This window comes from Amycolatopsis sp. NPDC114504, from assembly GCF_055633595.1.
The window spans coordinates 1,880,426-1,904,815 of sequence record NZ_JBVKDU010000001.1 but is presented as its reverse complement, the minus strand read 5'-3'; the positions used below and the strand labels follow the sequence as shown (position 1 = coordinate 1,904,815).

The following is a 24,390-nucleotide window of genomic DNA, read 5'->3' as shown; positions in this document are numbered from 1 at the left end:
CGACTTTCTGGAGACGGAATGACCCAGAACCTGGATCCGTTGTCTTCCGAAGTGAATGTCCCGTTACGGGCGGTGGTCGGCAACCGGGAGCTCGCGCTGCACGTCGTCCGCGAGACCCTGCGGCCGGGCGCGCTGGACGCGCCGGTGCGCTGGGCGCACGTCAGCGAGCTGCAGGACCCCGCGCCCTACCTGGTCGGCGGCGAGCTCATCCTCACCGCCGGGGTGAACCTGCCGGCGGAGGTCGACCGGTACGTGCGGGGCCTGCGCGACGCCGGCGTGACGGCGCTCGGCTTCGGACTCACCCCGAACGTGTTCGAGACGCTGCCCGAGCCGCTGCGCCGGGCCTGCGCGCGGTACGGGCTGCCGCTGCTGGTGGTGCCGACGCGGACGCCGTTCCTGGCGATCAACCAGGCGGTTTCGGTCGCGCTGACCGAGGCGGCGCAGCGGGAACAGCGGCGGATCACCGCCGCCCGCGAGACACTGACGCGCGCCGCGGGCGGCGGGCTCGGCGAGCTGACCTCGTCACTGGCGAAGCTGCTGGAGTCGTGGGTCGCGCTGGTCGGCGCCGGGGACGTCCTCGCCTCGGCGCACGACGCGCCCGCGCCGCTGCCGCCCGCGGTGCGGGAGCTGATGGCGACGGTGCGGGCGGGCAGCGGGATCCGCAGCGCGACCACCGAGCTGGACGGCGGGTTCGTCGTGGTCCAGCCGGTGTACCCGCAGGCCACCGCGTCGCACCTGGTCGTGCTCGGCCGCGCCGGGCGCTTCGACGGCGCCGACCGCGCGATCCTCGCCGTCGGCGCGGCCCTCCTCGGCCTGGTCGGGCGGGCCGGTTCGGACGCCGCCGAGCTGGGCGCGGCGGCGACCGGCCTGCTGCTCGGCCGGACGTCGGCCCGGGAGGTGGCGCGGGCGCTGGTGGGCTCCGAGGTCGTCCGGCTGATCGCCGGGGCGGCCTACCGGCGGGGCCCCGGCGAGGGGGCGCAGCGCCCGGACTGGCTGCGCGCGCGGCTGGACACACCGCTGGTTTCGGTACTGCCCGGCCCTGCTTTCGTGGCCATCGTGGGCACCGCGCCGTCGCTCGCGGTGCTGGAAGACCTCCGCTCCTTCGGCTGGCTGGCCGCGGCCGGGTCGCCGGCACCGGCCGACCGTCTCGAGGAGGCGGAGGTCGACCTGCTGCTGGCGCGGGCCCGCACGCTCGGCCGCCCGATCGTCGCCGGTTCGTCGGACTTCGACGCGCTGCTGGCCCCGGGCGCCGCGGCGGGCTTCGCCGCGAAGGCCCTCGAACCGCTCGTCGCACTGGACGCGGCGGGCGACCGCGAGCTGGTGCTGACGTTGCGGACGTGGCTGGCCCACCACGGCGGCTGGGAGCCGACGGCGGCCGAGCTGGGCGTGCACCGCAACAGCGTCCGGCACCGGATCGCGCAGGTGGAGAAGGCGCTGGGGGTGGATCTGGCGGACCCGGAGGTCCGGATGCGGCTGTGGTTCGCCCTGCGGTGGGCCTCACCGGACGCACATCGTCCTTAAAGGGCACTCTCAGGAAAATATGGAATTGTGGTCTCGTGCGAGTTTTGGTAGTCGAGGACGAAGAACCCCTGGCCGACGCGATCGCCCGCGGGCTGCGCCGTGAGGGAATGGCGGTGGACGTCGCGCTCACCGGGGACGACGGGCACGAAAAGGCCGCCGTCACGCGGTACGACGTCGTGTTGCTGGACCGGGACCTGCCCGGAATGTCCGGCGACGAGCTGTGCCGGGAGATCGTCGCGTCCGGGGAGCTGACCCGGGTGCTGATGCTGACCGCGAGCAGCTCGGTGTCGGATCGCGTCGACGGGCTGTCGCTCGGCGCCGACGACTACCTCGCGAAGCCGTTCGCCTTCCCCGAGCTGGTCGCCCGGGTGCGGGCGCTGGGCCGGCGCGCCACCCCGGCCGCGCCGCCGCTGCTCACCGCCGGCGACGTCGAGCTGGATCCGGCCAAGCGCACCGTGCGCCGCGCGAGCGGGCCGGTCGAGCTGACCCGCAAGGAGTTCGGCGTCCTCGAGGTGCTGCTGTCGGCCGCCGGGTCGGTGGTCAGCAGCGAGGAGCTGCTCGAGCGCGTGTGGGACGAGAACGCCGACCCGTTCACGACGACCGTCCGGGTCACCGTCATGACGCTGCGCAAGAAGCTCGGCGAGCCGGGGATCATCGAGACCGTCGTCGGCTCCGGGTACCGGGTGCCGGAGCCCGGCGCACCACGCGCGTGAACCTGCCGGGCACCCGCAGCCTCCGCGCCCGGATCACCCTGCTGGCGACCGTCCTGGTCGCCGCCGTCAGCCTGCTGCTGCTCTGGCTGGCCTGGACGCTGGTCCGGGACTCGCTCGACAACGTCCCGCAGATGCCACCGGGCAGCGTGGTCGTCGTCGACGGCGTCCAGGTCGACGCGTCGACGCTCGCCGAGCACCTGCGCGTGCACGCCCGCAACCGGATGCTGCTGTTCGGGTCGGTCGCGTTCCTGCTGGTGGTCGCGGCCGCGGCGATCCTCGCCTGGACGTTCACCTCGCGCGTGCTGCTGCCGCTGCGCGAGATCACCGGCACCGCGCGGCGGCTGTCGGTCGAGTCGCTGGGGGAGCGGATCGGCGAGGTGCGCTCGCGCGACGAGCTGGCCGAGCTGGCGGGCACGTTCGACGACATGCTCGACCGCCTCCAGTCCGCGTTCGACGCGCAGCGCCACTTCGTCGCGAACGCGAGCCACGAGCTGCGGACGCCGCTGGCGGTGATCCGCACGGAGCTCGACGTCACCCTTTCCGACGACGACGCGGACGAAGCCGAGCTGCGCCGGATGGGCGGGGTGGTCCGCGACGCGACCGAGCGAGCCGGGCAGCTGGTGAACTCGTTGCTGCTGCTGGCCCGCACGGACGGCGCCGGCCTCGGCGTCCGCGAGCCGGTCGACCTGGCGGCGGTCGTCGACCGGGCCTGGCGCGCGGCGCGCACGGAAGCCGACCAGCGCGGGATCCGGGCGACGTTCGCGGTGACGCCGGCACCGGCGTTCGGCGACCCGGCGCTGCTGGAGCGGATCGCGGGCAACCTGCTGGAGAACGCGGTCCGCCACAACGTCGAGGGCGGCTGGCTGGAGGTCGTGACGCAGCCGGGTCCGCAGTGGTCGATGCTGCGGGTGCGCTCATCGGGCGGGCTGCTCGACCCGGCGGCGGTACCGGAGCTGTTCGAGCCGTTCCGCCGGGCGGGGGTAGCCCGCACGGCCCGCCACGGAGCGGGCCTGGGCCTGTCGATCGTCCGCGCGGCGGTCGCGGCGCACGGCGGAAGCGTGACGGCAGAACCCATCGTGGGCGGCGGCCTGGGCGTGACGGTCCACCTCCCGGTCCGCTAGTCGTGCGTGAGAAACAGGGTTAGAACACTGTTTCTCACTCACGACCGCTCAGCGCGAGGCCGGCGCGGAGGACTCCCGCCGCGTGGACCATCGCCGCTCGGGCGTCCGGGTCGATGCCGACCCGGTTCGCGAAGCCGTGGAGCTGCCCCTCGTGCCGTCGGTGCACCAACGGGACCCCTGCCGACGCGAGGCGGAGCGCGTAGGCCTCGCCTTCGTCGCGGAGCAGGTCGAAGCCGCACGTTGCCACGTACGTCGGCGGGAGGCCGGCCAGCTGGTCGTCGTACAGCACCGATGCCCGCGGGTCCTTGTACAGCGCCGGGTCTCGCACGTATTGCGCGCGGTACCAGGCCCATTCGTCGCGGTCGAGACGGAAACCCGACCCGAACTGCCGGTGCGACTCCGACTCACCCAGCGCGTCCGTCGCCGGGGTCAGGAGCAGGCTGAACGCCGGCTTCGGCAGCTCGCCGCGGGCCGCCGCGTGGGCCACCACCGCCGCCAGGTTGCCGCCGCTGCTGTCGCCGCCCACCGCGAGCCGCGCCGGGTCGATGCCGAACTCCGGCGCGTGGGAAGAGACGTGGGCGAACGCTGCCACCGCGTCCGATGCCGCCGCCGGGAACGGGTGTTCCGGGGCCAGCCGGTAGCCGATCGACACTACCCGCACCCCGGCCTCCTCGGCCAGCAGGCGGCACGCGCCCTCGTGCGTGTCCAGGCTGCCGAGGACGAACCCGCCGCCGTGGAAGTACACCAGCGCCGGGCCGGGCGCCGGGACCCCGGACGGCTCGTACAGCCGCAGCGGCAGCGGGCCGCCCGGCCCGGGCCACGTCGAGTCGTGCGTCCGCACCCCGCGGCAGATCCCGGCGCCGGCCAGCGCACCCGCCAGGTTCAGCTCCGCCCGGGCCCGCGCGAGGCTGCCGTTCCGGTGCGGCGCGTCGAACGGCGCCAGCCGCGACACCCGCATCAGCACCCGGGCGCTCAGCACCGGCTGCCGCCCGTCGACCACCACGGGATGGCCGGCCAGCACGCGGAGCACTGGCGAAGGCAGCCGCAGCAGCCACCGCAGCCCGGTCATCACCGCTCGGACGAGCAGTGGTCTGGCGAGTCCGTTCAGCACACGTCCACGAAAATCGGGTTCGCGTACAACCACAAGTCCTCGAACGGGTTCGCCTGTCCGATAACGTCCGGTGTGGGCCCGGAATCCCCGTTCGTCCCGCGGACCCGCGCGTAGAACGGCGAACGCACGTTCCGGAAGGTGTGCCGGAACACGACCTGCCGCCCGGGCGCCCAGCGCGGCTCGAACGACTCGACGACCCGGGTACCCGGCGCGGCCATCGTGTCGGGGTCGGTGACCGGTCCGGTGACCGGTCCCGCGACGACGTCCAGGCGCGTCAGCCGCGGCACCGAGCCGCCGCCGTTCGGCCGCGACGCGAGCCGCGCCGACAGCACGAGCGTGACGTCCGAGCCTCGCCGCACCCGCAGCCGCCCGCCCAGCGTCGCCGAAGCGCCACCGCCGTACGCGCCGACCTGAAGGTCCTGGGCTAGCCCGCCGTGCGTCAGCCAGATCCGCCCGGCCCGCAGGCCCTCCAGGACGCCTTCGAGGCTTCGCCGCGTCACGCCGACGTACGTGCGGCTGAACTCTCCGGGGTAGAAGTCCGCGTACGGCGCGAGCAGCTGCGGGGAGCCGGTGTCGACCGGGTCCGGGAACTTCCCGTGCGTGTCGTACCAGTCGTCCGCGACCTGTGGCCGCACCAGCGTGTCGCCGCGGTTGTAGTGCGAGTCGGAGTTCGTGGTGATCCACCACGGCTTGCCCTCGGCGAGTAGCGAGTCCCAGAGCCCGCCGACCTTCGCCGTCGCCCAGTCCCAGCCGCCGAACGTCCGGTACGCCTCGGCCGGGAAGCCCGGCCACGAGTTCGGGCCGGGGCCGTTCGCGTAGCCGCCGCGGGCGCCGCCGTTGCCGAGCGGCTTCGGGAAGCCGTCGGCCTGCGCGCCGGGCGCGCCCTCCATGCCGATCACGATGCCGGGCGCCGCGTCGCGGTACGCGCGCAGCTCGTGCGGGGCGACGCGGCCGTTGCGCAGCGGGTGGTTGACCAGCACGACCGGTGCGTGGATCCGCTTCGCCTGTTCCTCCGAAGCGAGCCAGCGCAACGCCCGCAGCGCGAGGGCCTCGTTCGCCGGGCTCGACGCCTCCGAGCCCGTCAGCCGCCAGTCGAAGGTCCGCTCGAACTCGCGCAGCTTCGCCGCCTGCCGGTCCCCGGCCTGGAAGAACACCGTCGCGTGCTCGGCGCCCGGGACGTTCCACTCCATGCCGTGCCACAGCAGCAGGTCCGGGTACTTCCGCCGGGCGGCGAGGAAGTCCGCCTCGGTCGGCTCGACCGACGCCTTCTCGTGCTCGGCGTGGCCGTGGTCGGTGAAGACGATCCAGTCCGCGCCGTGCGCCCGCCCGCCGCGGGCGATCTGGTCGATCCGGTACATCGCGTCGTAGGAGTACTGGCTGTGCGTGTGGTGGTCGCCCACCAGCCACTGGTAGCGGCCGCACAGGCGGTCCAGCTCGGAGTTCCCGGAGGAGGGGAGGGGGATGCCCGCGGCGGCGGCCGCGAGCCCGGCGCCCTTGAGGAACCGGCGTCTGTCGGTGGTCACGCGCGGACGCTAAGCCGCCGGGGTGAACGGGCGGTGTCCCGGCGGCCAACGTGTGCTGTGATCTTGGGCGTGACGGAAAAGCCGCTGGTCCGCGTCGTGGTCCCGGTCTTCGCGCTGGCGCTGGCGGCCGGGGTGGGGCTGGCCTTCGGCGTCGCGGCCCTGAAGCGGCCGCCGGACCTGCCGGTGGACACGAACCCGGTCCCGCTCGCCGGGCACACCCTGTGCGCGGCGGTCGTCCTGGTCTTCCCGTCCGACGCCGAGATGCAGGGGGCCGCGCGGTCCTTCCACGACGACGCGAAGGCGCGGCGCGTGTTCGTCGACCCGCCTGCGGTCTCGCTGCTCGCCGTCCCGGGCACCGACCTGATGGCCTGGGCCCGGGAGCTGCACGCCCGCTTCCGGACCGCCGAGCGGGTGACGGTGATCGACTCCGACACGACGGCGGCGCAGCTGAAACTCACCGCGCCGCCGCCGAAGTGCCCTCGAGAGGGCGAGTACTAGTCAGCCGGGACCGACGCCACGCCCGGGGCGAGGAACGGCTTGCCGTTCACGCGCTCGGAGACGCCGGAGCGGTCCAGGTACGGCGTGATGCCGCCGTTCCAGAACGGCCAGCCGGCCCCGAGGATCAGGCACAGGTCGATGTCCTGCGCCTCCGCGACCACGCCCTCGTCGAGCATGATCCGGATCTCCTCGGCGATGGCCGACAGCGCCCGCTCGCGCACCTGCTCCGAAGTGGACGGAGAGTCTCCCTGCGTCCACAGCGCGACGACCTCGGGGTCGGGCGACTGGTTGCCCTTGTCGTCCCAGACCCAGACGCCCTTCTTGCCCGCCTTGACGAACTTGGCGAGGTTGTCGGACACGGTGAAGCGGTCCGGGAACGCCTCGTGCAGCGTCTCGCCGACGTGCAGCGCGATGGCCGGGCCGACGAGCTGCATCAGCGTCAGCGGCGACATCGGCAGGCCGAGCGGCTCGAGCGCGCCGTCGGCGACCTCGAACGGCGTGCCCTCGTCGACGGCCACCAGGACCTCGCCCAGGAAGCGCAGCAGAAGCCGGTTGACGACGAACGCCGACGCGTCCTTCACCAGCACGCTGGACTTCTTGAGCTGCTTGCCGACCGAGAACGCCGTCGCGAGCGACGCGTCGTCGGTCTGCTCGCCGCGAACGATCTCCAGCAGCGGCAGCACGGCGACCGGGTTGAAGAAGTGGAAGCCGACCACGCGCTCGGGGTGCTGCAGCTTCGACGCCATCGCGGTGATCGACAGCGACGACGTGTTCGTCGCCAGGATCGCCTCGGGCTTGACGTGCTGCTCCAGCTCGGCGAACACCTGCTGCTTGACGCCCAGCTCCTCGAACACCGCCTCGATGACGAAGTCGGCGTCGGAGAACGCGGCCTTGTCGAGCGAGCCGGAGACCAGCGCCTTGAGCCGGTTGGCGCCGTCCGGGGAGACGCGCTTCTTGGCCAGGAGCTTGTCGATCTCGTCGTGGACGTACCCGACGCCCTTGTCGACGCGCGCCTGGTCGACGTCGGTCAGCACGACCGGCACCTTGAGGCGGCGCACGAACAGCAGCGCGAGCTGGCTGGCCATCAGGCCGGCGCCGACGATGCCGACCTTGTTCACCTTGCGCGCCAGGTTCCGGTCCGGCGCGCCGGCCGGGCGCTTGGCGCGCTTGTTGACCAGGTTGAACGAGTACAGCCCGGCGCGCAGGACGTCGGACATGAGCAGCTCGGCGAGGCCGTCGGTTTCGGCCGCATAGCCGCGGTCCAGATCGTTTTCGCGAGCCAGGTCCAGCAGCTCGACGGCCTTGGTGGCACCCGGCGACGCACCGTGCGTGCGACCGTCCACAAGGGACTTGGCCCGGGCGATCGCGGCGTCCCACTCGGAGTCGCGGTTGATCTCGCGACGCTCCGGGGTGATCTCGCCGTTCACCACCTTCGCCAGCCACAGCAGCGACTGCTCGAGGTAGTCGGCGCTGCCGAAGACCGCGTCGACGATGCCGAGCTCGGCCGTCTTCTTGACGTTGAGCATCTTGTTCTGCGCCAGCGCGTTCTCGATGATCACCGTGACGGCGGCGTCCGGCCCGATGAGGTTCGGCAGCAGCTGCGTGCCGCCCCAGCCCGGGAACAGGCCGAGGAACACCTCGGGGAACGCGATCGCGGCGGTGTTCTCCGAGAGCGTCCGGTAGTGGCAGGACAGGGCGAGCTCGAGGCCGCCGCCCATGACCGCGCCGTTGATGAACCCGAAGGTCGGGATCTTCGTCTCGGTGAGGCGGCGGAAGACGTCGTGCCCGGTCTGGGCGATCTCGCGCGCCAGCTTCGGGTCGCTGACCGACTCGACGCCGGACAGGTCCGCGCCGACGGCGAAGATGAACGGCTTGCCGGTGACGGCGATCGCGGCCGGCTCGGCCTCGAACGCCTTGTCCAGCGCGGCGTTCAGGGAGACGAGCCCCTGCGGGCCGAAGGTGTTCGGCCGGGTGTGGTCGTGGCCGTTGTCGAGCGTGATCAGCGCGACGGGCTTCTCGAGCCCGGGCACCTTCACCAGCCGCGTGACGGCGTTGGTGACGACCTCGTCCGGGAACGCGGCCTTCGCCTCTTCTGCGGTGAAAGTCATTACTTCGCCCCCTGGAAGGCCGGGTTTTCCCAGATCACGGTGCCGCCCATGCCGATGCCGATGCACATCGTGGTCATGCCGTACTGGACGTCGGGCCGCTCGGCGAACTGGCGGGCCAGCTGCGTCATGAGCCGGACGCCGGACGACGCCAGCGGGTGGCCGCACGCGATCGCGCCGCCCCACTGGTTCACGCGCGGGTCTTCGTCGTCGATGCCGAAGTGGTCGAGGAAGGCCAGCACCTGCACGGCGAAGGCCTCGTTGATCTCGAACAGGCCGATGTCGTCGATGGAGAGACCGGTGCGCTTGAACAGCTTCTCGGTGGCCGGCACCGGGCCGATGCCCATGACCTCCGGCTCGACGCCGGCGAAGGAGTAGCCGACCAGCCGCATCGCGACCGGCAGGCCCAGCTCGCGGGCGGTTTCCTCGTCGGCGAGGATCGACGCGGTCGCGCCGTCGTTGAGGCCGGCCGCGTTGCCCGCGGTGATCCGGCCGTGCGGGCGGAACGGCGTCTTCAGGCCGGCGAGGGTCTCGAGCGTGGTGCCCGGGCGGGGCGGCTCGTCCTCGGTGGCGAGACCCCAGCCCAGCTCCTTCGAGCGCGTCGCGACGGGGACCAGCTCGGGGCCGATCTTGCCGGTCTTGACGGCCTCGGCGTAGCGCTCCTGGCTGCGCGCGGCGTAGGCGTCGGTGCGCTGCTTGGTGATCGCGGGGAAGCGGTCGTGCAGGTTCTCGGCGGTCTGGCCCATGACGAGCGCGGTCGGGTCGACGAGCTTGTCGGCGATGATCCGCGGGTTCGGGTCGACGCCCTCGCCCATCGGGTGGCGGCCCATGTGCTCGACGCCGCCGGCGATGGCGATGTCGTAGGCGCCGAAGCCGATGCCGGACGCGGCGGTCGTGACGGCGGTCATCGCGCCGGCGCACATGCGGTCGATGGCGAAGCCCGGCACGGACTTCGGCAGGCCGGCGAGCAGCGCGGCGGTGCGGCCGATGGTCAGGCCCTGGTCGCCGATCTGGGTGGTGGCGGCGATGGCCACCTCGTCGACGCGCTCGGGCGGCAGCTCCGGGTGCCGCCGCAGCAGCTCACGGATGGCGTTGACGACGAGGTCGTCGGCGCGGGTCCCGGCGTAGATGCCCTTGTCGCCGGCCTTGCCGAAGGGGGTCCGTACCCCCTCGACGAAGGCGACGGTGCGCACGCCCCGCGCGGTCGGCGCGAGCGGCGTTGCTGGTGCGGCCACTGATGCTCCATGGAGTAGAGGTCTTTGCCCGCACGATAGCCCTTGTTACCCGCCGGTAACCAGTGGTGTGGCCCGGTCGAGTGGGCTACGGCACACTCTTGGGCGTCAGCGTCTGCCCCTTCACGAGCCAGGCGACGCCGAACGCCCACACCGCGGCGCTCTCCAGCCACAACGCGGGGTGCCATTCCGGGACGAGACGCAGCCAGCTCGTCACCGCGATGAGCACGAGCGCGGCCAGGATCACCACCCCGCACACGCGGTAGACGACACCGGTCCCCGCCGGCTGCTCGCCGTCGTGCGGGAACAGGCGCAGGCAGAAGTACGCCAGCATCAGGAAGAACACGGCCGCGAACACCAGGTGCAGCACGCCGGACGTGCGGTCCCACGACGAGACGTCGCGGTCCGGGGTCGTCGGGAACAGCGCCAGCCCGATCGCGCCGAGACCGGCCACTGTGCTCGCCAGGTTGTCGATGAAGTCGTGGCCGTAGTAGGCGAGCAGGAACACGCCCACCGCGCACATCGCGCCGACGAAGACATTCCCGAGATCGCTGTAGTAGTAGCCGCTGAGCGACCCGATGAGATCGCCGCCCTGGACGACCTGCTTGCCTACGATCAGGACGATCGGCAGCGCCAGGCCGATGAGCCCGATCGCGCGCCGCAGGTACAGGTAGGAGTGGACGAGGGGGGTCTGGGTCGCGGTGGTCATGGGCCGCCTCCGGGGTCTCACCGAGGTCATCGGCGGTTTCCTGCCCCGGAACGAGCGTTGTTACCCGACGGCGGCCCAGATCCTCAGCTGATCGTTACGCAGTTCGGCGAACGCGCCGGTCGCGGGGTCGTGCGCGGCGGGGCGGAAGCCCTCGGCGAACCCGGTCCGGGCGCCTGTCGCCGGGTCCCAGATCTCGAAGCCGGCTTCGGCGGTGACGTACAGCAGGCCGCGGTGACCCCACATCGGTCCCTTCGGACCCGCGAACATCCCGGTCCGGCGGCCGGTTCCCGCGTCGTACAGCTCGACGCCGTCGAGCAGCTCCTGCCACGCGGCGCCCATGCGCTGGACGGCGACCGTGGTGTCGTCGAGCCACGCGATCGGCTGGTCCCAGTCGCTGCTGCGGCCGGGGGTGAGATGCCGGCCCGTTTCGGCCGCGTGGACGTCGCCGCTGAGCCACGCCGCGACGTCCACGACCAGCGGCGCGCCCACGGGCATCCAGACCCAGCCGTCCACGACCAATCGCCGTTCGGACGGGCTCACGTGGAGCGCGCCCTGGAAGTAGTCGAGGTAGTGCTCGGGTGGCTTTTCGCCGCGGTCCGGCGCCGCGGTTTCGCGGTCGGTCAGCAGCTCTCCGCCGGGCAGTGCGAACACGTCGAGCCGGTTCCAGTCCGTCCCCGCGACGACCCTGGCCGTCTCGCCTTCCCCGAGGAAGGCCAAGGGGAACCGGGTGAGCTCGTTGTCGTTCCAGTCCCGGTCGAGGTCGACGACGGTGAGCCACTCGCGCAGGTCGACGACGGTGGCGAACTGGCCGTAGTCCGAGACGACCGCCGCGTACCGGCCGTCCCGCGAGGTGTGCAGGCCGCGGCGGGGGCGGTCCGGGATGTCCCGGATGTCTTCGTAGGTCTCCGCGGGCAGCTCGACCGGCCCGAGGAGCCACTGGTCGTCTTCGTCGATCCGGACGAACCCCTCTTCGGTGAGCGCGAGCCAGCCGCCGGGCATCGGGGCCAGGCAGCCGTCGTTCACCGGCCGCACCGGGCAGGGGCGCGTCGACCAGCTTCCGCCGAGTTCCCCGTCCCGCAGCAGGATTTCGGGCTCGCCGTGCCAGCCCGCGGGAAAGCTCTCCTGGTCGGCCCGATCGGCGCAGCTCTCGCAGACGTCGACCAGCGCGGCCGGCGTGCAGAGCCCGCAGACCAGGTCGTAGCGCGTGCCCACGCCGGTCAGGTGACGCGTGGACGGGGGAGGTTCTTCGACAGCCAGGTGCGGGCAGAGGCGCAAGGTGCCGATGCGGCCCGGATGGCCGCAAGGCAGGGTGTTCACGTCCTCAGTGTGCGGGCCGCGTGATCGGTCCGCATCCGAATTACCCGAGGTGCGCCAGCCAGCCGCCCTTCGCCGAGATGTCTTCCGCACCCTCCGTCGCCGCCGGCTCGCACAGGAAGCCGGACACGCGCGAGCCGTCGGCCAGCTCCACCTTGCCGATCGCCAGCGGAGCGGGAATCCGCGAGACGAACTCGCCGAAGCCGCGTACCGGCAGGTCCCACACCTCCGCCTTGATCGCCACCCCGCCGGACGCGACGCGCACCAGCCCGGGCTTCGGCGGCACCGTGTCCAACGCGAACAGCCGGTACGACGCCGAAGTCGACACCTCGGAAACGAACCGCCCGCCGCGCGAAGTCAGCTCGTGGTTCAGCGGCTGCCCGCGCAGGTGCGCGCCGACCACGACGATCGGCACCCGCTCGCCGCGCAGCCCGGCGAGGGCGGCCAGTTTCAGGTCGTCGTGCGGGGCGCCGACCAGCATCACGCCGAACGGGCGCCCGGCCACCGTGCCCGCCGGGACCGCGAGCGCCGACAATCCGAACAGGTTGGTGGAGTTGGTGAACCGGCCCAGGCGGGCGTTGACCGCGACCGGATCCGCGGCCACCGCGGCGATCGTGGGGTGCTCGGTCGTCGTCGGCATGAGGAGCGCGTCGACGCCGGCCAGCACCGCGAGGGCTTCGGTGCGCAGCCCGGCCAGGGTTCGCTGGTCGGCGAACAGCCGGTGCGCCGGAATGTCCCTGGCGCCGGTGATGATGCCGTGCACCACCGGGTCCACGGCGTCCGGATGCGCGTCCAGGAACTCGCCGACCGCGGTGTAGCGCTCGGCGACGAACGCGCCGCCGTACAACAGGTCCGCCGCTTCCAGGAATGTCGATATGTCCACTGTGGTCACTTCGGCGCCCGCCGCCGCGTACTCCGCGACGGTGGCCTCGAACGCCTCCGCCCAGCCCGCTTCAAGCGGTCCCAGCCGGTCCGGCACGCCGAGCCGGAACCGTCCCGGGTGGACTCGCGCGGGTTCGGCCAGGCAGGTCAGGGCGAACGCCGCCTCCTCGACCGTCCGCGCGAACAGCGACACGCAGTCGATGCTCGCGCAGGCGGGGACGATGCCTTCGGTCGGCAGCAGCCCGGGCGTCGGCTTGAGCCCGACGATCCCGTTGAACGCTGCCGGCACCCGCCCGGAGCCCGCGGTGTCCGTGCCCAGGGCCAGGTCCGCGATGCCGAGCGCGACGGCCACCGCCGACCCCGAGCTGGACCCGCCCGACACGTACGCCGGGTCGACGGCGTTGCGGACCGCGCCGTACGGGCTGCGCGTGCCGACCAGCCCGGTCGCGAACTGGTCGAGGTTGGTCGCGCCGAGCACCAGCGCCCCGGCCGCCCGCAGCCGCGCGACGACCGGCGCGTCGGTCTCCGGCTTGTACGCGTAGGCCGGACAACCCGCCGTCGTCGGCAGCCCGGCGACGTCGATGTTCCCCTTGACCGCGACGAGCTTGCCGTACAGCGGCAGCCCGCGCTGGACCAACGCTTCGGCCTCGGCCAGTACCTCGGCCTCCGGCCGCAGGTCGATCCAGATCTCGGGCCGGTCGACCTGCTCGATCCGCCGGTACGCGGCGTGCACTCGTTCCCGGAGGCTCATCCGAGCACCACCAACGGCGTTCCGGGGGCGACCTGGTCACCGGGGGACACGAGCACCTCGACCACCTCACCGCGGGCCGGCGCGGGGATCCGCGCCTCCGTCTTCATCGCTTCCAGCGTCACCAGCGACTGCGCGTCCTCGACGCGCTCGCCCGCCGCGACGTCGACGCGCCACACCGTCGCGGCGAACGGCGCTTCGACGACGTGGCCGCCCGGCGGTGCCTCGACCCGCTTCGGCGGCAGCGTCACCGGTTCCGGCTTCGGGTCGAACTCGCCCGCCGCGGCCCAGGCCCGCCGTTCCGCCTCGAACGCCGCCGACTGCGTCGCCCGGAACGCGGCGATGCCGTCCGCGTTGTCGGCGAGGAACTGCTGGTACTCGGCCAGCTTGAAGGTGCCGTCGGTGGTGTCCAGCGCCAGCTGCCCGGACGAGCTCTGCGCGCGCAGCTCCAGGAGCTCGTCCGCGGACACGGGGTACCAGGAGATCCGGTCGAAGAACCGCAGGTTCCACGGCCGGTCCCCGCCGTGCCAGCTGTTCCACACCTGCACGGTCCGGCCGACGAACTGGTAGCCGCCCGGCCCCTCCATGCCGTAGATGCAGAGGTACGCGCCGCCGATGCCGACCGAGTTCTCCGCGGTCCACGTCCGCGCCGGGTTGTACTTCGTCGTCACCAGGCGGTGACGCGGGTCCAGCGGCGTCGCGACCGGCGCGCCGAGGTAGACGTCACCGAGGCCGAGCACCAGGTACTCCGCGTCGAACACCGTCCGGTAGACGTCGTCCACACTGGACAGTCCGTTCACCCGGCGGATGAACTCGATGTTCCACGGGCACCACGGCGCGTCGTCGCGCACGCCGGTCATGTACCGCTCGATCGCTTCGCGCGTCGCCGGATCGTCCCACGACAGCGGCAGCCGGACGCTGCGGCTCGGCACCTCGAGGTCGGCGGTCGGCGGCAGGTCGCGTTCCAGCTCGCGCACCAGCCCGAGCGCCTTTTCGACGGGCAGCGCGTCCGGGTCGACATGCACCTGCAGCGACCGGATGCCCGGCGTCAGGTCGACGATCCCCGGCACGCCCTCGGCCGCGAGCCGTTCGCCGAGCGCGTGCACCCGCATCCGCAGGGCGAGGTCGAGCTTCATCTCGCCGTACTCGACGAGCAGGTTGTCGTCCCCGCTGCGCCGGTAGGTGACGGACGGCTCGTCGCCCTCGGACGCTTGCCGTCCCAGGACCCCGCCGTCGTGGCGGGCCGTCCTGGTGGACGTCACCGCGGTGGCCGGCCGCTGCCGCAGCACCGCCGCGTGGTCGGCGTCGATCGGGACGAACCGCACGGTGTCGCCCGGGCGCAGCTGCCCGAGCTTCCACCGCTCGCCGGTGGCGACCGTCGCCGGGCAGACGAACCCGCCCAGGCTGGGCCCGTCCGGGCCGAGCAGGATCGGCAGGTCGCCGGTGTAGTCGACGGCGCCGATCGCGTACGGCGTGTCGTGGATGTTCGACGGGTGCAGGCCGGCCTCGCCGCCGTCCGCGCGAGTCCACTTCGGCCGCGGCCCGACGAGCCGGACGCCGGTGCGGGCGGAGTTGAAGTGCACCTGCCAGTCCGTGGCGTAGAACGTGTCGACGTCTTCGGGGGTGAAGAACTCCGGCGCCGCGTGGGGTCCTTCGAGCGCGCCGATCGTCCAGTGCGAGGCGAACTCCGGGCGGTCGGCGACCGGGCCCACGACGGGGTCCGCGGGCTCGGGCCCGGTCCGCAGGACGTCGCCCGCGGCCAGTGCGCGGCCACCGTGCCCGCCGAACTTGCCCAGGGTGAACGTCGCCGTGCTGCCGAGGAACGCCGGGACGTCGATGCCGCCGCGGACGAGCACGTAGCTACGCAGCCCCGCCGTGCACGCCCGGAGGTCGAGCGTGCCTCCGGCGGGTACTTCGATGGGTGTCCACAACGGAACTTCTGTGCCGTCGACGAGCACGGTGGTCGGGGCGCCGGTGACACAAACCTGGGTGGCGTGCGAGAACCGCAGCGTCACGCCGTCCACAGTGCACTCCAGGCCGGACGCGCCTTCGGGGTTGCCGAGGGCGAGGTTGCCGCGCCGCAGGGAGCGGTCGTCCATCGGCCCGCTCGGCGGGACCCCGACGTGCCAGAAGCCGGTGCGGCCGGGCCAGTCCTGCACGGTCGTCATGGTCCCGCCGCGCACGACGTCGACGCGAGGTTCGCCGTCTTCGATTCCGTCCAAAGTGGACGTGTCGTGGGCGGCCGCGCCGAACGCCGCGTCGGCGGCCGCCGCGCGCAGCTGCCCGAGGTTGGTGCGCACCCCGTCGACCTGGGTCACGGCGAGCGCTTCCCGCAGGTGCGCGATGGCGTCGGTGCGGGTGGTGCCGGTGCAGATCACCTTGGCCAGCAACGGGTCGTAGTGGGTGGTGACGGTCGTGCCCGGTTCGACCCAGGTGTCCACGCGGGCACCCGGGGGCAGCGCGACGCGCGTGACGAGCCCCGCGCTCGGCCGGTGCCCGGCACCCGGGTCCTCGGCGTACACGCGCGCCTCGACGGCGTGCCCGCGCGCGACCGGCGCCGCGCGGAACATCGCGCGGTCACCCTGCGCGAGCCGCAGCATCCAGGCGACCAGGTCGACGCCGTAGACCGCCTCGGTGACCGGGTGCTCGACCTGCAGCCGCGTGTTGACCTCGAGGAACGCGGCCTCTTCGCGGTCGGGGTCGTAGACGTACTCGACCGTGCCGGCCGAGCGGTACCGCACCGACGAGCACAGTGCGACGGCCGAGTCGACGAGCTGCTTCCGGACGGCGTCGGGAAGGTCCGGTGCCGGGCACTCCTCGACGACCTTCTGGTTGCGCCGCTGCAACGAGCAGTCACGGGTGCCCAGCGCCAGGACCTCGCCGAAGCCGTCGCCGAACACCTGGACCTCGACGTGCCGCGCGCGGCGCACCAGGCGTTCCAGGAACACCCCGGAGTTCGCGAAGCTCTTGGCCGCGACGCTCCGCACGGTCTCCCAGGCGTCGCGCAGCTCGTCGGGCGACGCGCACGCGCGCATGCCGATCCCGCCGCCGCCCCCGGTCGCCTTGAGCATCACCGGGTAGCCGATCTCCGCGGCGCGGGCCACCGCTTCGTCCACATCGGACAGCAAGCCGGTGCCGGCGAGCAGCGGCACACCCGCGGCGACGGCGGCCTCGCGGGCGGTGTGCTTGCTGCCGAACACTTCCAGGTGTGCGGGCGACGGCCCGGCGAACGCGAGCCCGGCCTCCTCGCAGGCCCGCGCGAACGCGGCGTCCTCGGACAGGAAACCGTAACCGGGATGGACGGCGTCGCAGCTGGTTTCGAGTGCGGCCTCGACGATCGCGCCCGCCCGCAGGTAGCTTTCCGCGGCGGGCGCCGGACCGAGCCGCACGGCCCGGTCGGCGAGCCGGACGTGCGGGGCGAGGCGGTCGGCGTCGGAGTACACCGCGACGGTCTCGAGGCCCAGCTCTCCGGCGGTGCGCAGGATCCGGACGGCGATTTCGCCGCGGTTGGCGACGAGCAGCCTCACTCGCCGCCTCCGGGGGACGTCACGACCAGGCGCACCGGCGTCGGGTCGAACCCGTTGCAGGGGTTGTTGATCTGCGGGCAGTTCGACACGAGCACGAGGACGTCGGTCTCGGCGCGCAGCCGGACTTCCAGGCCGGGCGCGGAGATCCCGTCGACGATGCCGAGCGTGCCGTCCTCTTCGACCGGCACGTTCATGTACCAGTTGACGTTGCTGACCAGGTCGCGCTTGCCCAGCCCCCACTTCGCGCCTTCACTGAGGAAGTTCTCGACGCAGGCGTGCTGGAAGCGGGTGTGCTGGCCGTAGCGGAGGCTGTTGGACTCCTTGCTGCACGCGCCGCCGAGCGTGTCGTGACGCCCGCAGGTGTCGGCGACGACGGTCAGCAGCGGTGCGCCTTCCTGGGTGCGCAGCACGCTGCCGGTGGTCAGGAAGATGTTGCGCTGGGCCGCGATCGTCGCCGCCGCGCTGTAGCGCTTGCTCGTGTCGTTCGCGTCGTAGCAGAGGAAGTCGACGGCCTGGTTGCCGCCGAGGTCGATGATCGCCAGCTCGCTGCCGCGCTTCAGCACGGTCGAGAACGGGGCGCGCGCGGCGACGTCGAACGTCAGCTCCAGCGTGGAACGGTAGGCCGTGCTCATGCGATCCCCCGGGCGGTCAGGTAGTCGGCGGTGTTCTCGAAGGCCCGCTGCGCCTCCGGTGAGTGCGTCCACTCCGGACTGTCCGGAGTGGACGGCCGGTCGCGCCAGGCGAGGACTTCGAGGTTGGTCACGGTGTAGTCCGGCCGCGGGTCGACCGGGTGCGCGACGTTGGCGATCAGCACGATCACCGGCATTTCGATCCGGAGCTCGACGGACCCGCCCGCGCCCGCGGACCCGGTGAAGTCCAGGCCGCCTTCCGGCTGGACCCGCACGCCCTGGAAGAACGACAGGCTCGGCGGCAGGTCGCGCGGCCCGAGGCCGTTCTTGGCCGCCGCCAACGTGAACAGGGGGAGCCCGGCGGGGGAGGGGCCCTGCGGGGCGCCGTCGCCGTAGCGCTCACGGTTTCCGTCCACAGTGGACGTCCCGCACAGCGCGTCGTGCCGCCCGCTCGAGTCCGAGACGATCGTCGCGAGCACCCGCGCCTGGTCGGACAGCAGTGCCACTTTCGGGCCCAGGTAGGCGTTCCACTGCACCTTCACCGTGTCCGCGACGTTCAGCCGCTCCCACGGCTGATCCGCGTTGAACAGCAGCAGGTGCGCGCAGGCGTCGCCGTCGACGTCGGTGAGCCGCAGCCGGGTGCCCCGCGCGAGCACCTTGTGCGTGTACCCGCCGCCGGCGACCGTCTCGGCCCAGGTCAGCGCCTCGGGCGCGACTTGGGGAACCTCGGCCGGCCACGTGCTCGCCGGGATCGACGGCATCGTTTCGACCACGGTGCCGGCCTGGGCGCGGGCGTGGTCGCGGGCGCCGTAGGGGGTGGCGGTGGTGCTCATGGACGTCCTCTCTCAGAGCGCGGGTTCGAGGGCGGGGGCGGGACGCAGCCGCAGCCAGCAGAGCCGGCCGATCACCAGTGCGCCGCCGACGAACTCTATCGGGAACAGGAGCATCCAGGGGGCGCCCGAACCGGTCACGTCGTAGATCTCCGGGCGTGGCCAGGCGATGTTCACGATCATGGCGATGCCGTAGAGAACGGCTGCTCCGTTCACCGGAACGCCCCAGCGGCCGAGGGAGAACAGCCCCGGCTCCGGCGGGAAGCGACCGCGCAGCCGGTTCACCAGCAGGGGCCCGGTGACCAGGAGGTACGCCAGGTAGACGACCACGACCGACGTCCCGGTGATCGTGCTGAACAGCGTGGGGTTGCCGACGTTGAGCAGCAGCAGCCCGATCGCGAGGCCGCCCGACACGAGAGCGGGCGCGATCGGCGTGCCCGTGCGCGAACTCACCGACGAAAGTCGGGTGGACGCGGGGAGCGCGCGGTCGCGGGCCATCGCGTAGATCAGGCGGATGGTGCCGGTCTGGATGGTGAGGGTGCAGACGACGACGGCGATCGCGACGTCGGCGAGGAAGACCCGGCCGAGGGTGTCGCCGAAGACGGCGGTGATCACGTACGGCAGGCCGTGCCCGGCGAGCTGCCCGTCGGTGAGGCTCGGCGCGGCCATCAGCGCGGTGATCACCACGGCCAGCCCGCCGATCCCGGACACGAGCACCGCCCGCAGCACCGCGCGCGGAGCCGCCCTTCGCGCGTTCTTCGTCTCTTCCGCGACCGACGCGGCGGTGTCGAAGCCGTAGAGGACGTACGCCGCCATGAGCGCCGAAGCGAGCACGCCGCCGATCCCGGCGCTCGTGCCGGGCGCGTCGTGCAGCACCACCTGCGGCCCGCGGACCGCGAACAGGGCGAGGCCGGCGATGAGGACGACGACGCCGAGCAGTTCGGCCGCGACGCCGAAGTCGTTGATCCGCGCGATGAGCCGTACGCCGCCGGCGTTGACCGCGGTGGTGAAGAGGAGCAGGAGCGTGCCGAGCAGGACGGCGTTGGCCGCGCCGCTCGGCGACGTGACCGCGGGGTCGCCGCCGACGAACTGGAAGCCGTCCCACACCGAGGGCAGCACGATCTGCAGCGCGATCGCCGCGGCGGCGAGCGCGACGACGCAGCCGAGCAGCATCATCCAGCCGGCGAGCCAGCCGAGGAAGCCCCGGGTGAGCTGTTTCGCCCACTGGTACACGGATCCGGCGAGCGGGAAGCGTGCGGCGAGCTCGGCGAAGGTCAGCGCCACGAGCAGCTGGCCGGCGAGCACCACCGGCCACGTCCAGAAGAAGAGCGGGCCGCCGAAGGAGTAGCCGAAGCCGAAGAGCTGGAAGACGGTCGTGAGGATCGAGACGAACGAGAAGCCGGCGGCGAAGGCGGAAAACCCGCCCAGCGACCGGCGAAGCTCTTGGCGGTAACCGAAGGCGGTGAGTTCGTCGGACATTGCAGACTCCTTGTTTCGATCGCTTGACAGAAATTAAGGTCCGGGCGCGACTTCCCGATCTCCGGCGCGTTAGGGGCTCGTTAACGGCGGAGCCGACCGCGCGTCAACGGCGACATGTGGGTGTAACCGGGCGTCCGTGCGGGTGTCCGGGCCGCGAACCTGGCAAGATCACCGCCGTGGTCAAAGGGGTAGGGGTCGGCAGGCCCCGGGCGAGCGGCGCGGCGGCGAACCGCCCGGACGCGCGCCAGGCCGTGCTCGACGCGGCGGGCGAGCTGTTCACCGGAGCCGGCTACGCGGCGACGACGACACGCGCGATCGCCGAGCGCGCGGGCTTGCGTCAGGCGTCGCTGTACTACCACTTCCCGGCGAAGGAAGACATCCTCGCGGCCCTGCTGGCCGAGACGGTCCGGCCATCACTCGATTTGGCGGCGCGGCTGGTAGCGGACACATCCCCGGCGGCGGTCCGGCTGTGGGCGCTGGCGTACGCGGACATCCGCTTGTTGGGGGGCGCCCGCCACAACCTGGGCGCGCTGTACCTGCTGCCGGAGGTGGGGTCGCCCAACCTGGCCCGCTTCCGCGCCGAGCGCGCCGACCTGAAGGCGGCGTATGGGCGGTTGGTGGCGGCGTCCGGGATCGCGTCCTCGGCGGTGGCCATCCGGACGGACCTGGTGTTCGGGTTGGTGGAGAGCATCGCGGTGATCCGCCGGGACGATCCTGAGTTGGATGTCGAGGCTCACGTCCGCGAGGGGGCGGACGGGGTGGTCCGCTTGGCGGGGCTGCCGGAGCCGACGGAGGAACTGCGCGCGGAGGGTCACACGCTGCTGGCTGCTTTGGCCGGCTGAGGAGGCGCGTCCGGCCGGCGATCCACATGCGGGCCGTGATGTGGACAAGCCGGCTTGAGCGGAGGCTTGGCCCGGCTTTTCGTCGGCTGGCCCCGATACGCTGGACAAGGGCACGCCCCCCAAGGGAGGGCGGGTCCCGTTCCCGGCGTCAGGAAGCGGTCGTCTGCAGGGCCTTGCTCAACGCCACCGCCGTCAAGTCCACCTGCCACGGCCGCGCCCCACCCGCGCGCAACACCGACGCCACCGACTCCTCGTCCGTCTCCGCCGGGGGACGCCAGCACGTCCGGCGCACCAGGTCCGGCAGCAGCAGGTTCTCCACCGGCAGCCGCCGATCTTCCGCGATCGCCGTCAATGCCGCTCGGGCCGCCGACAGCCGAGCTGCCGCGTCCGGGTCCTTGTCCGCCCAGCGGTTGACCGGGGGCGGGCCGTCCGTCGGCTGGGACGGTGACGGCAGCTCCGATGCCGGGAGCGCGCGGGCCGCCTGGAGGTGACGGAGCCAGTTCGCCGTGTACTTGCGCTGGACGCGGCCGCTGAACACCGGCAGTGCCTGGAGCTCCTCGACCGTCTTGGGGTCGGCCGTCACCGCGTTGATGATCGCGCTGTCCGGGAGGATCCGGCTCGGGGCTCGGTCGCGTTTGCGGGCCAGCTCGTCGCGGGCCTGCCACAGCTCGCGGACCGCCGCCAACCCGCGGGGGTTGCGGATCTTGTGTACGCCGGACGTCCGGCGCCACGGCTCGGCCCGCGGGGCCGGCGGCGGCGCCAGGCGCACGTTTTCGAACTCCTGCTGCGCCCACTCCAGCTTGCCCTGGGCGCCCAGCTCCGCCTCCAGCTTTTCGCGCAGCTGGATGAGCAGCTCGACGTCGAGGGCCGCGTAGTTGAGCCAGTCGACCGGCAACGGCCGCTTCGACCAGTCGGCCGCGCTGTGCCCCTTCTCGAGGGTGTAGCCCAGCAGCAGCTCGACGAGGGTCCCCAGCGCGACGCGCTCGTAGCCCGCCAGCCGGCCGGCCAGTTCGGTGTCGAAGAGCCCCGCCGGGTGCAGGTCCAGCTCGGCGAGGCAGGGGAGGTCCTGGGAGGCCGCGTGCAGCACCCACTCCAGGGAGTTGAGGACGTTCCGCAACGGCGTGAGGTCGTCCAGCTCGGTCGGGTCGATCAGGACCGTGCCGGACCCTTCGCGCCGCAGCTGGACGAGGTAGGCCTTGGGCCAGTACCGGTAGCCGGACGCGCGTTCGGTGTCGACGGCGACCGCGCCGGTGCCCGCGGCCAGCCGCGCGCAGGCTTCAGCCAGCGCGGACTGGTCCGTGACCACCGGAGGAGTGCCCTCGGTGGGCTCGCGTAGCAGCACAGGGCCGCCCGTGGACTCGATTTCCATCCCGGAGGCCTCTGCACTTCCCATAACCGACGACCCTACGGGACGGGCGTACCGCGCCTGGTCCGCCCGCCCCGCAGGGAGGTTCGTCTGCGTCAGCGGATGACGCCGGCTCGCATGGCCAGCGCAACCATCTGAGCCCGGTCGCCCGTGCCGAGCTTGCGCCCGATCCGGGACAGGTGGGACTTGACGGTGAGAGCGGAGAGCGAAAGCTCCTCGCCGATCTCCTTGTTGGACTGTCCGTCGGCGACCAGCTGGAGCACCTCCACCTCACGAGCGGACAGCTCGCGCGGGGTGTTGTCGGTGCCCGCGACGCGGGTCCCGGTGGCCAGCACCGGAGCCACGCTCGGGTCGGCGTAAACGCCGCCCTCGAGCACACGCCGCACGCCATCGGTCACTACGACCGGCGACGCGGACTTCAGCAGGTACGCCTGGGCCCCGGCCTGGAAGGCCGAGCGGACCGCGTACGGGTCGTCCGAGGATGCGAGTACCACCACGCGCGGCCAGCCGTGGCTACGGAGTTCCGTAACCAGCTCGATACCGCTGCCGTCCGGCAGTCCGAGATCAAGGATCGCCAGGTCACAAGGCCCAGTGGCCTGTGCTCGCGCCCTCGCTTCGGCCACCGTGGCGGCTTCGTGGACGGTCCCCGCACCCATCTGTGCGAGTCTTGCTGCGATTGCCTCCCTCAACAGCGGGTGGTCATCGACCACCAACACGGAAAAAAGCTCTTCCCGCGGGTGCGGAACCATGCTCGCCGGCAATGCACCGGCTGGCGTGGATCGGACGGCCTGAGAAATGCCGACGGTAGCCACGTCACTACCTCCCTGGAGTCGGTCGTGCCCCCCGACCGGCACCGGGACCTTCGGCCGTTCAGCCGCGCCAGCTTTAGACCGAAAGTGGTGTCGTCGAAGGCACTGTAGCCGCCCTGGGGCCGTCGCGGGGGGATCGAATGGGTATCTATCTCAAACGAACAGTCACTCAGTGGGTTCGGAGTAACACGATCGGGCTAGTACACGGCCGGTTGCTAACGGATAGCCCAGCGAACACGATGCAAAGAAGTTACCGGCGTCCAAATGGCCGTGCAGATGGGGTGTGCAGCTGCCGGTGCGCGTAGTGACGAGGGGCCGGATGGGGGTCCCGGAGGGCCGGAATGTGCCTCCGGCCGGGGCATGATCAACTTCGCGAACCGGCTTCCGAGGGCTCTCCGGACGGCCGGAACGGTGACTGTCCGTGGCCTTCGGGGGCGATCTTCGGCCGGTGTGGCGCAAGTTGATCTTGTTGCGGTGTGTGACTGCCGAGCGTCACGAACGGGGGCATCGGCGAAGACGTGAAACGGCCTCGGAAACGTCGAGCCGGCCGGCCGGGGGTGCGGCAGTTGCCAGGGCGGTTACACCCGTCGGTGACGGGCTGAGGGGGCCGACCGGGGGTTCCCGTTGGTTTGGACGGCGTTCAGCGGATGTGAAATTTGCTCACATCCGTACAAGGCTCCGGTGCGGGGACGGCCGGGGAAGATCAGCCGGCGCCGGACCGCGGCGATGATCGCCCGGATGGCCGAGTCCGGCTGGCGCGGCCCGGCGTAGCCGACGAGACCCCGGTCAGGAGCTCTGGCGCTGCCCGAAGAGCGTCACGCCGACCGGCGGCAAGCCCACGACACTGGCCATGACCTGGCAGAACGCCTGCCCGTGCGGCAGCAGCCCGGCGTCCGTCGGCGTCCACGACGCCCGCAGCTCCAGGTCGTCCGTGCGCGCCGGGCCGGAGATGTCGCCGAAGCGGGCCGAGGACGTCTCCGTCACCGTGCCGCCCAGCGCCGTCCAGCTCGCGCCCGACACCTCCAGCGCGTCCGTCAGCCACGACCAGCCGACCGCCGGCAGGAACGGGTCCGTCGCCAGCTCCCGGTCCAGCTCCGCGCGCACGTACATGACCAGGCGCAGCACGCCGTCCCAGCCCTCTTGCCCCTCGGGGTCGTGCAGCAGGACCAGCCGGCCCGAGGCCAGCACGTCCGCGGGCCCGGAAACCTCGCAGCTGACCGCGTACGACCACGGCGCGAGCCGCTGCGGCGCCCGCATCGGCTCCAGCAGCACCTCCCGGCGGGGCCGGACGGACTGCAGCGCCACAACTGCTTCACGGAAGAGTTCGGGCACTGGCGTCATCGCGGTCACGCTTCGACTTTAGGGCGGGCACGCCCCGTTGCGGGCGCAGGCGCGCCGAGAGAAACGCCCCGCCGGGCTCGTGGCACGATT

19 protein-coding genes are annotated in these 24,390 nt (G+C 72.4%); 5 read left to right on the top strand and 14 right to left on the bottom strand.

What is annotated here, in order from left to right:
- Nucleotides 1-18: 18 nt before the first annotated feature.
- The 3 genes from ACZ7PG_RS08865 to ACZ7PG_RS08855 are packed head-to-tail and all read left to right on the top strand — an operon-like array spanning nucleotide 19 to nucleotide 3,355.
- A complete protein-coding gene (locus tag ACZ7PG_RS08865; protein WP_470238494.1) occupies nucleotides 19-1,521 on the top strand; it encodes a PucR family transcriptional regulator ligand-binding domain-containing protein in 1,503 nt (500 codons plus the stop codon).
- A gap of 35 nt (nucleotides 1,522-1,556) precedes the next feature.
- Nucleotides 1,557-2,234, top strand: a complete 678-nt coding sequence (locus ACZ7PG_RS08860) for a response regulator transcription factor (RefSeq protein ID WP_169734892.1) — start codon at nucleotides 1,557-1,559, stop codon at nucleotides 2,232-2,234.
- Complete coding sequence (locus ACZ7PG_RS08855) at nucleotides 2,231-3,355, top strand: sensor histidine kinase (protein WP_470238493.1); 1,125 nt, start codon at nucleotides 2,231-2,233, stop codon at nucleotides 3,353-3,355. The genes ACZ7PG_RS08860 and ACZ7PG_RS08855 overlap by 4 nt, the downstream gene beginning before the upstream one ends.
- A gap of 34 nt (nucleotides 3,356-3,389) precedes the next feature.
- On the opposite strand, the gene ACZ7PG_RS08850 is transcribed toward ACZ7PG_RS08855, so the two are convergent.
- Together ACZ7PG_RS08850 and ACZ7PG_RS08845 are read right to left on the bottom strand one after the other, a co-directional pair.
- Nucleotides 3,390-4,466 (bottom strand): alpha/beta hydrolase, encoded by a 1,077-nt coding sequence (locus ACZ7PG_RS08850; protein ID WP_470238492.1) that lies wholly within the window; start codon nucleotides 4,464-4,466, stop codon nucleotides 3,390-3,392.
- Entirely contained in the window at nucleotides 4,460-5,989 is a 1,530-nt protein-coding gene (locus ACZ7PG_RS08845) for a twin-arginine translocation signal domain-containing protein (RefSeq protein WP_470238491.1), read from the bottom strand. The genes ACZ7PG_RS08850 and ACZ7PG_RS08845 overlap by 7 nt, the downstream gene beginning before the upstream one ends.
- Before the next feature lie 69 nt (nucleotides 5,990-6,058).
- On the opposite strand from ACZ7PG_RS08845, the gene ACZ7PG_RS08840 reads away from it, so the two are divergent.
- Complete coding sequence (locus tag ACZ7PG_RS08840) at nucleotides 6,059-6,487, top strand: hypothetical protein (RefSeq protein WP_470238490.1); 429 nt, start codon at nucleotides 6,059-6,061, stop codon at nucleotides 6,485-6,487.
- Here the strand turns inward: ACZ7PG_RS08840 and ACZ7PG_RS08835 are convergent.
- From ACZ7PG_RS08835 to ACZ7PG_RS08795, 9 genes are all read right to left on the bottom strand, one after another.
- Entirely contained in the window at nucleotides 6,484-8,595 is a 2,112-nt protein-coding gene (locus tag ACZ7PG_RS08835) for a 3-hydroxyacyl-CoA dehydrogenase NAD-binding domain-containing protein (protein WP_470238489.1), read from the bottom strand. The two genes, ACZ7PG_RS08840 and ACZ7PG_RS08835, sit on opposite strands and share 4 nt — an antisense overlap.
- On the bottom strand, nucleotides 8,595-9,785 hold the full coding sequence (locus ACZ7PG_RS08830) for a thiolase family protein (RefSeq protein ID WP_470239021.1): 1,191 nt from the start codon (nucleotides 9,783-9,785) through the stop codon (nucleotides 8,595-8,597). The genes ACZ7PG_RS08835 and ACZ7PG_RS08830 overlap by 1 nt, the downstream gene beginning before the upstream one ends.
- A 127-nt stretch (nucleotides 9,786-9,912) precedes the next feature.
- Nucleotides 9,913-10,533 (bottom strand): DUF998 domain-containing protein, encoded by a 621-nt coding sequence (locus ACZ7PG_RS08825; protein ID WP_470238488.1) that lies wholly within the window; start codon nucleotides 10,531-10,533, stop codon nucleotides 9,913-9,915.
- Between the two features lie 60 nt (nucleotides 10,534-10,593).
- Nucleotides 10,594-11,850: a hypothetical protein gene (locus tag ACZ7PG_RS08820; protein WP_470238487.1), complete on the bottom strand. Its 1,257-nt coding sequence runs from the start codon at nucleotides 11,848-11,850 to the stop codon at nucleotides 10,594-10,596.
- A gap of 40 nt (nucleotides 11,851-11,890) precedes the next feature.
- Entirely contained in the window at nucleotides 11,891-13,480 is a 1,590-nt protein-coding gene (locus tag ACZ7PG_RS08815; protein ID WP_470238486.1) for an allophanate hydrolase, read from the bottom strand.
- The gene (uca, locus tag ACZ7PG_RS08810) at nucleotides 13,477-17,004 is read right to left on the bottom strand and encodes an urea carboxylase (protein ID WP_470238485.1); all 3,528 of its coding nucleotides are present in this window, start codon (nucleotides 17,002-17,004) and stop codon (nucleotides 13,477-13,479) included. The genes ACZ7PG_RS08815 and uca overlap by 4 nt, the downstream gene beginning before the upstream one ends.
- Nucleotides 17,001-17,636 (bottom strand): urea amidolyase associated protein UAAP2, encoded by a 636-nt coding sequence (locus ACZ7PG_RS08805; RefSeq protein ID WP_470238484.1) that lies wholly within the window; start codon nucleotides 17,634-17,636, stop codon nucleotides 17,001-17,003. The genes uca and ACZ7PG_RS08805 overlap by 4 nt, the downstream gene beginning before the upstream one ends.
- Nucleotides 17,633-18,466 (bottom strand): urea amidolyase associated protein UAAP1, encoded by an 834-nt coding sequence (locus ACZ7PG_RS08800; RefSeq protein ID WP_470238483.1) that lies wholly within the window; start codon nucleotides 18,464-18,466, stop codon nucleotides 17,633-17,635. The genes ACZ7PG_RS08805 and ACZ7PG_RS08800 overlap by 4 nt, the downstream gene beginning before the upstream one ends.
- 12 nt (nucleotides 18,467-18,478) lie before the next feature.
- The gene (locus ACZ7PG_RS08795; RefSeq protein WP_470238482.1) at nucleotides 18,479-19,942 is read right to left on the bottom strand and encodes an amino acid permease; all 1,464 of its coding nucleotides are present in this window, start codon (nucleotides 19,940-19,942) and stop codon (nucleotides 18,479-18,481) included.
- A gap of 176 nt (nucleotides 19,943-20,118) precedes the next feature.
- On the opposite strand from ACZ7PG_RS08795, the gene ACZ7PG_RS08790 reads away from it, so the two are divergent.
- Entirely contained in the window at nucleotides 20,119-20,784 is a 666-nt protein-coding gene (locus ACZ7PG_RS08790) for a TetR/AcrR family transcriptional regulator (RefSeq protein WP_470238481.1), read from the top strand.
- Nucleotides 20,785-20,932: 148 nt separating this feature from the next.
- Here ACZ7PG_RS08790 and ACZ7PG_RS08785 read toward each other — a convergent pair whose 3' ends face one another.
- The 3 genes from ACZ7PG_RS08785 to ACZ7PG_RS08775 all read right to left on the bottom strand — a co-directional run bounded on the left by ACZ7PG_RS08785 (nucleotide 20,933) and on the right by ACZ7PG_RS08775 (nucleotide 24,309).
- Nucleotides 20,933-22,153: an HRDC domain-containing protein gene (locus ACZ7PG_RS08785; RefSeq protein ID WP_470239020.1), complete on the bottom strand. Its 1,221-nt coding sequence runs from the start codon at nucleotides 22,151-22,153 to the stop codon at nucleotides 20,933-20,935.
- A gap of 92 nt (nucleotides 22,154-22,245) precedes the next feature.
- Entirely contained in the window at nucleotides 22,246-22,962 is a 717-nt protein-coding gene (locus ACZ7PG_RS08780; RefSeq protein ID WP_033261886.1) for a response regulator, read from the bottom strand.
- Nucleotides 22,963-23,745: 783 nt separating this feature from the next.
- Nucleotides 23,746-24,309: a DUF3000 domain-containing protein gene (locus ACZ7PG_RS08775; protein WP_470238480.1), complete on the bottom strand. Its 564-nt coding sequence runs from the start codon at nucleotides 24,307-24,309 to the stop codon at nucleotides 23,746-23,748.
- Nucleotides 24,310-24,390: the final 81 nt, after the last annotated feature.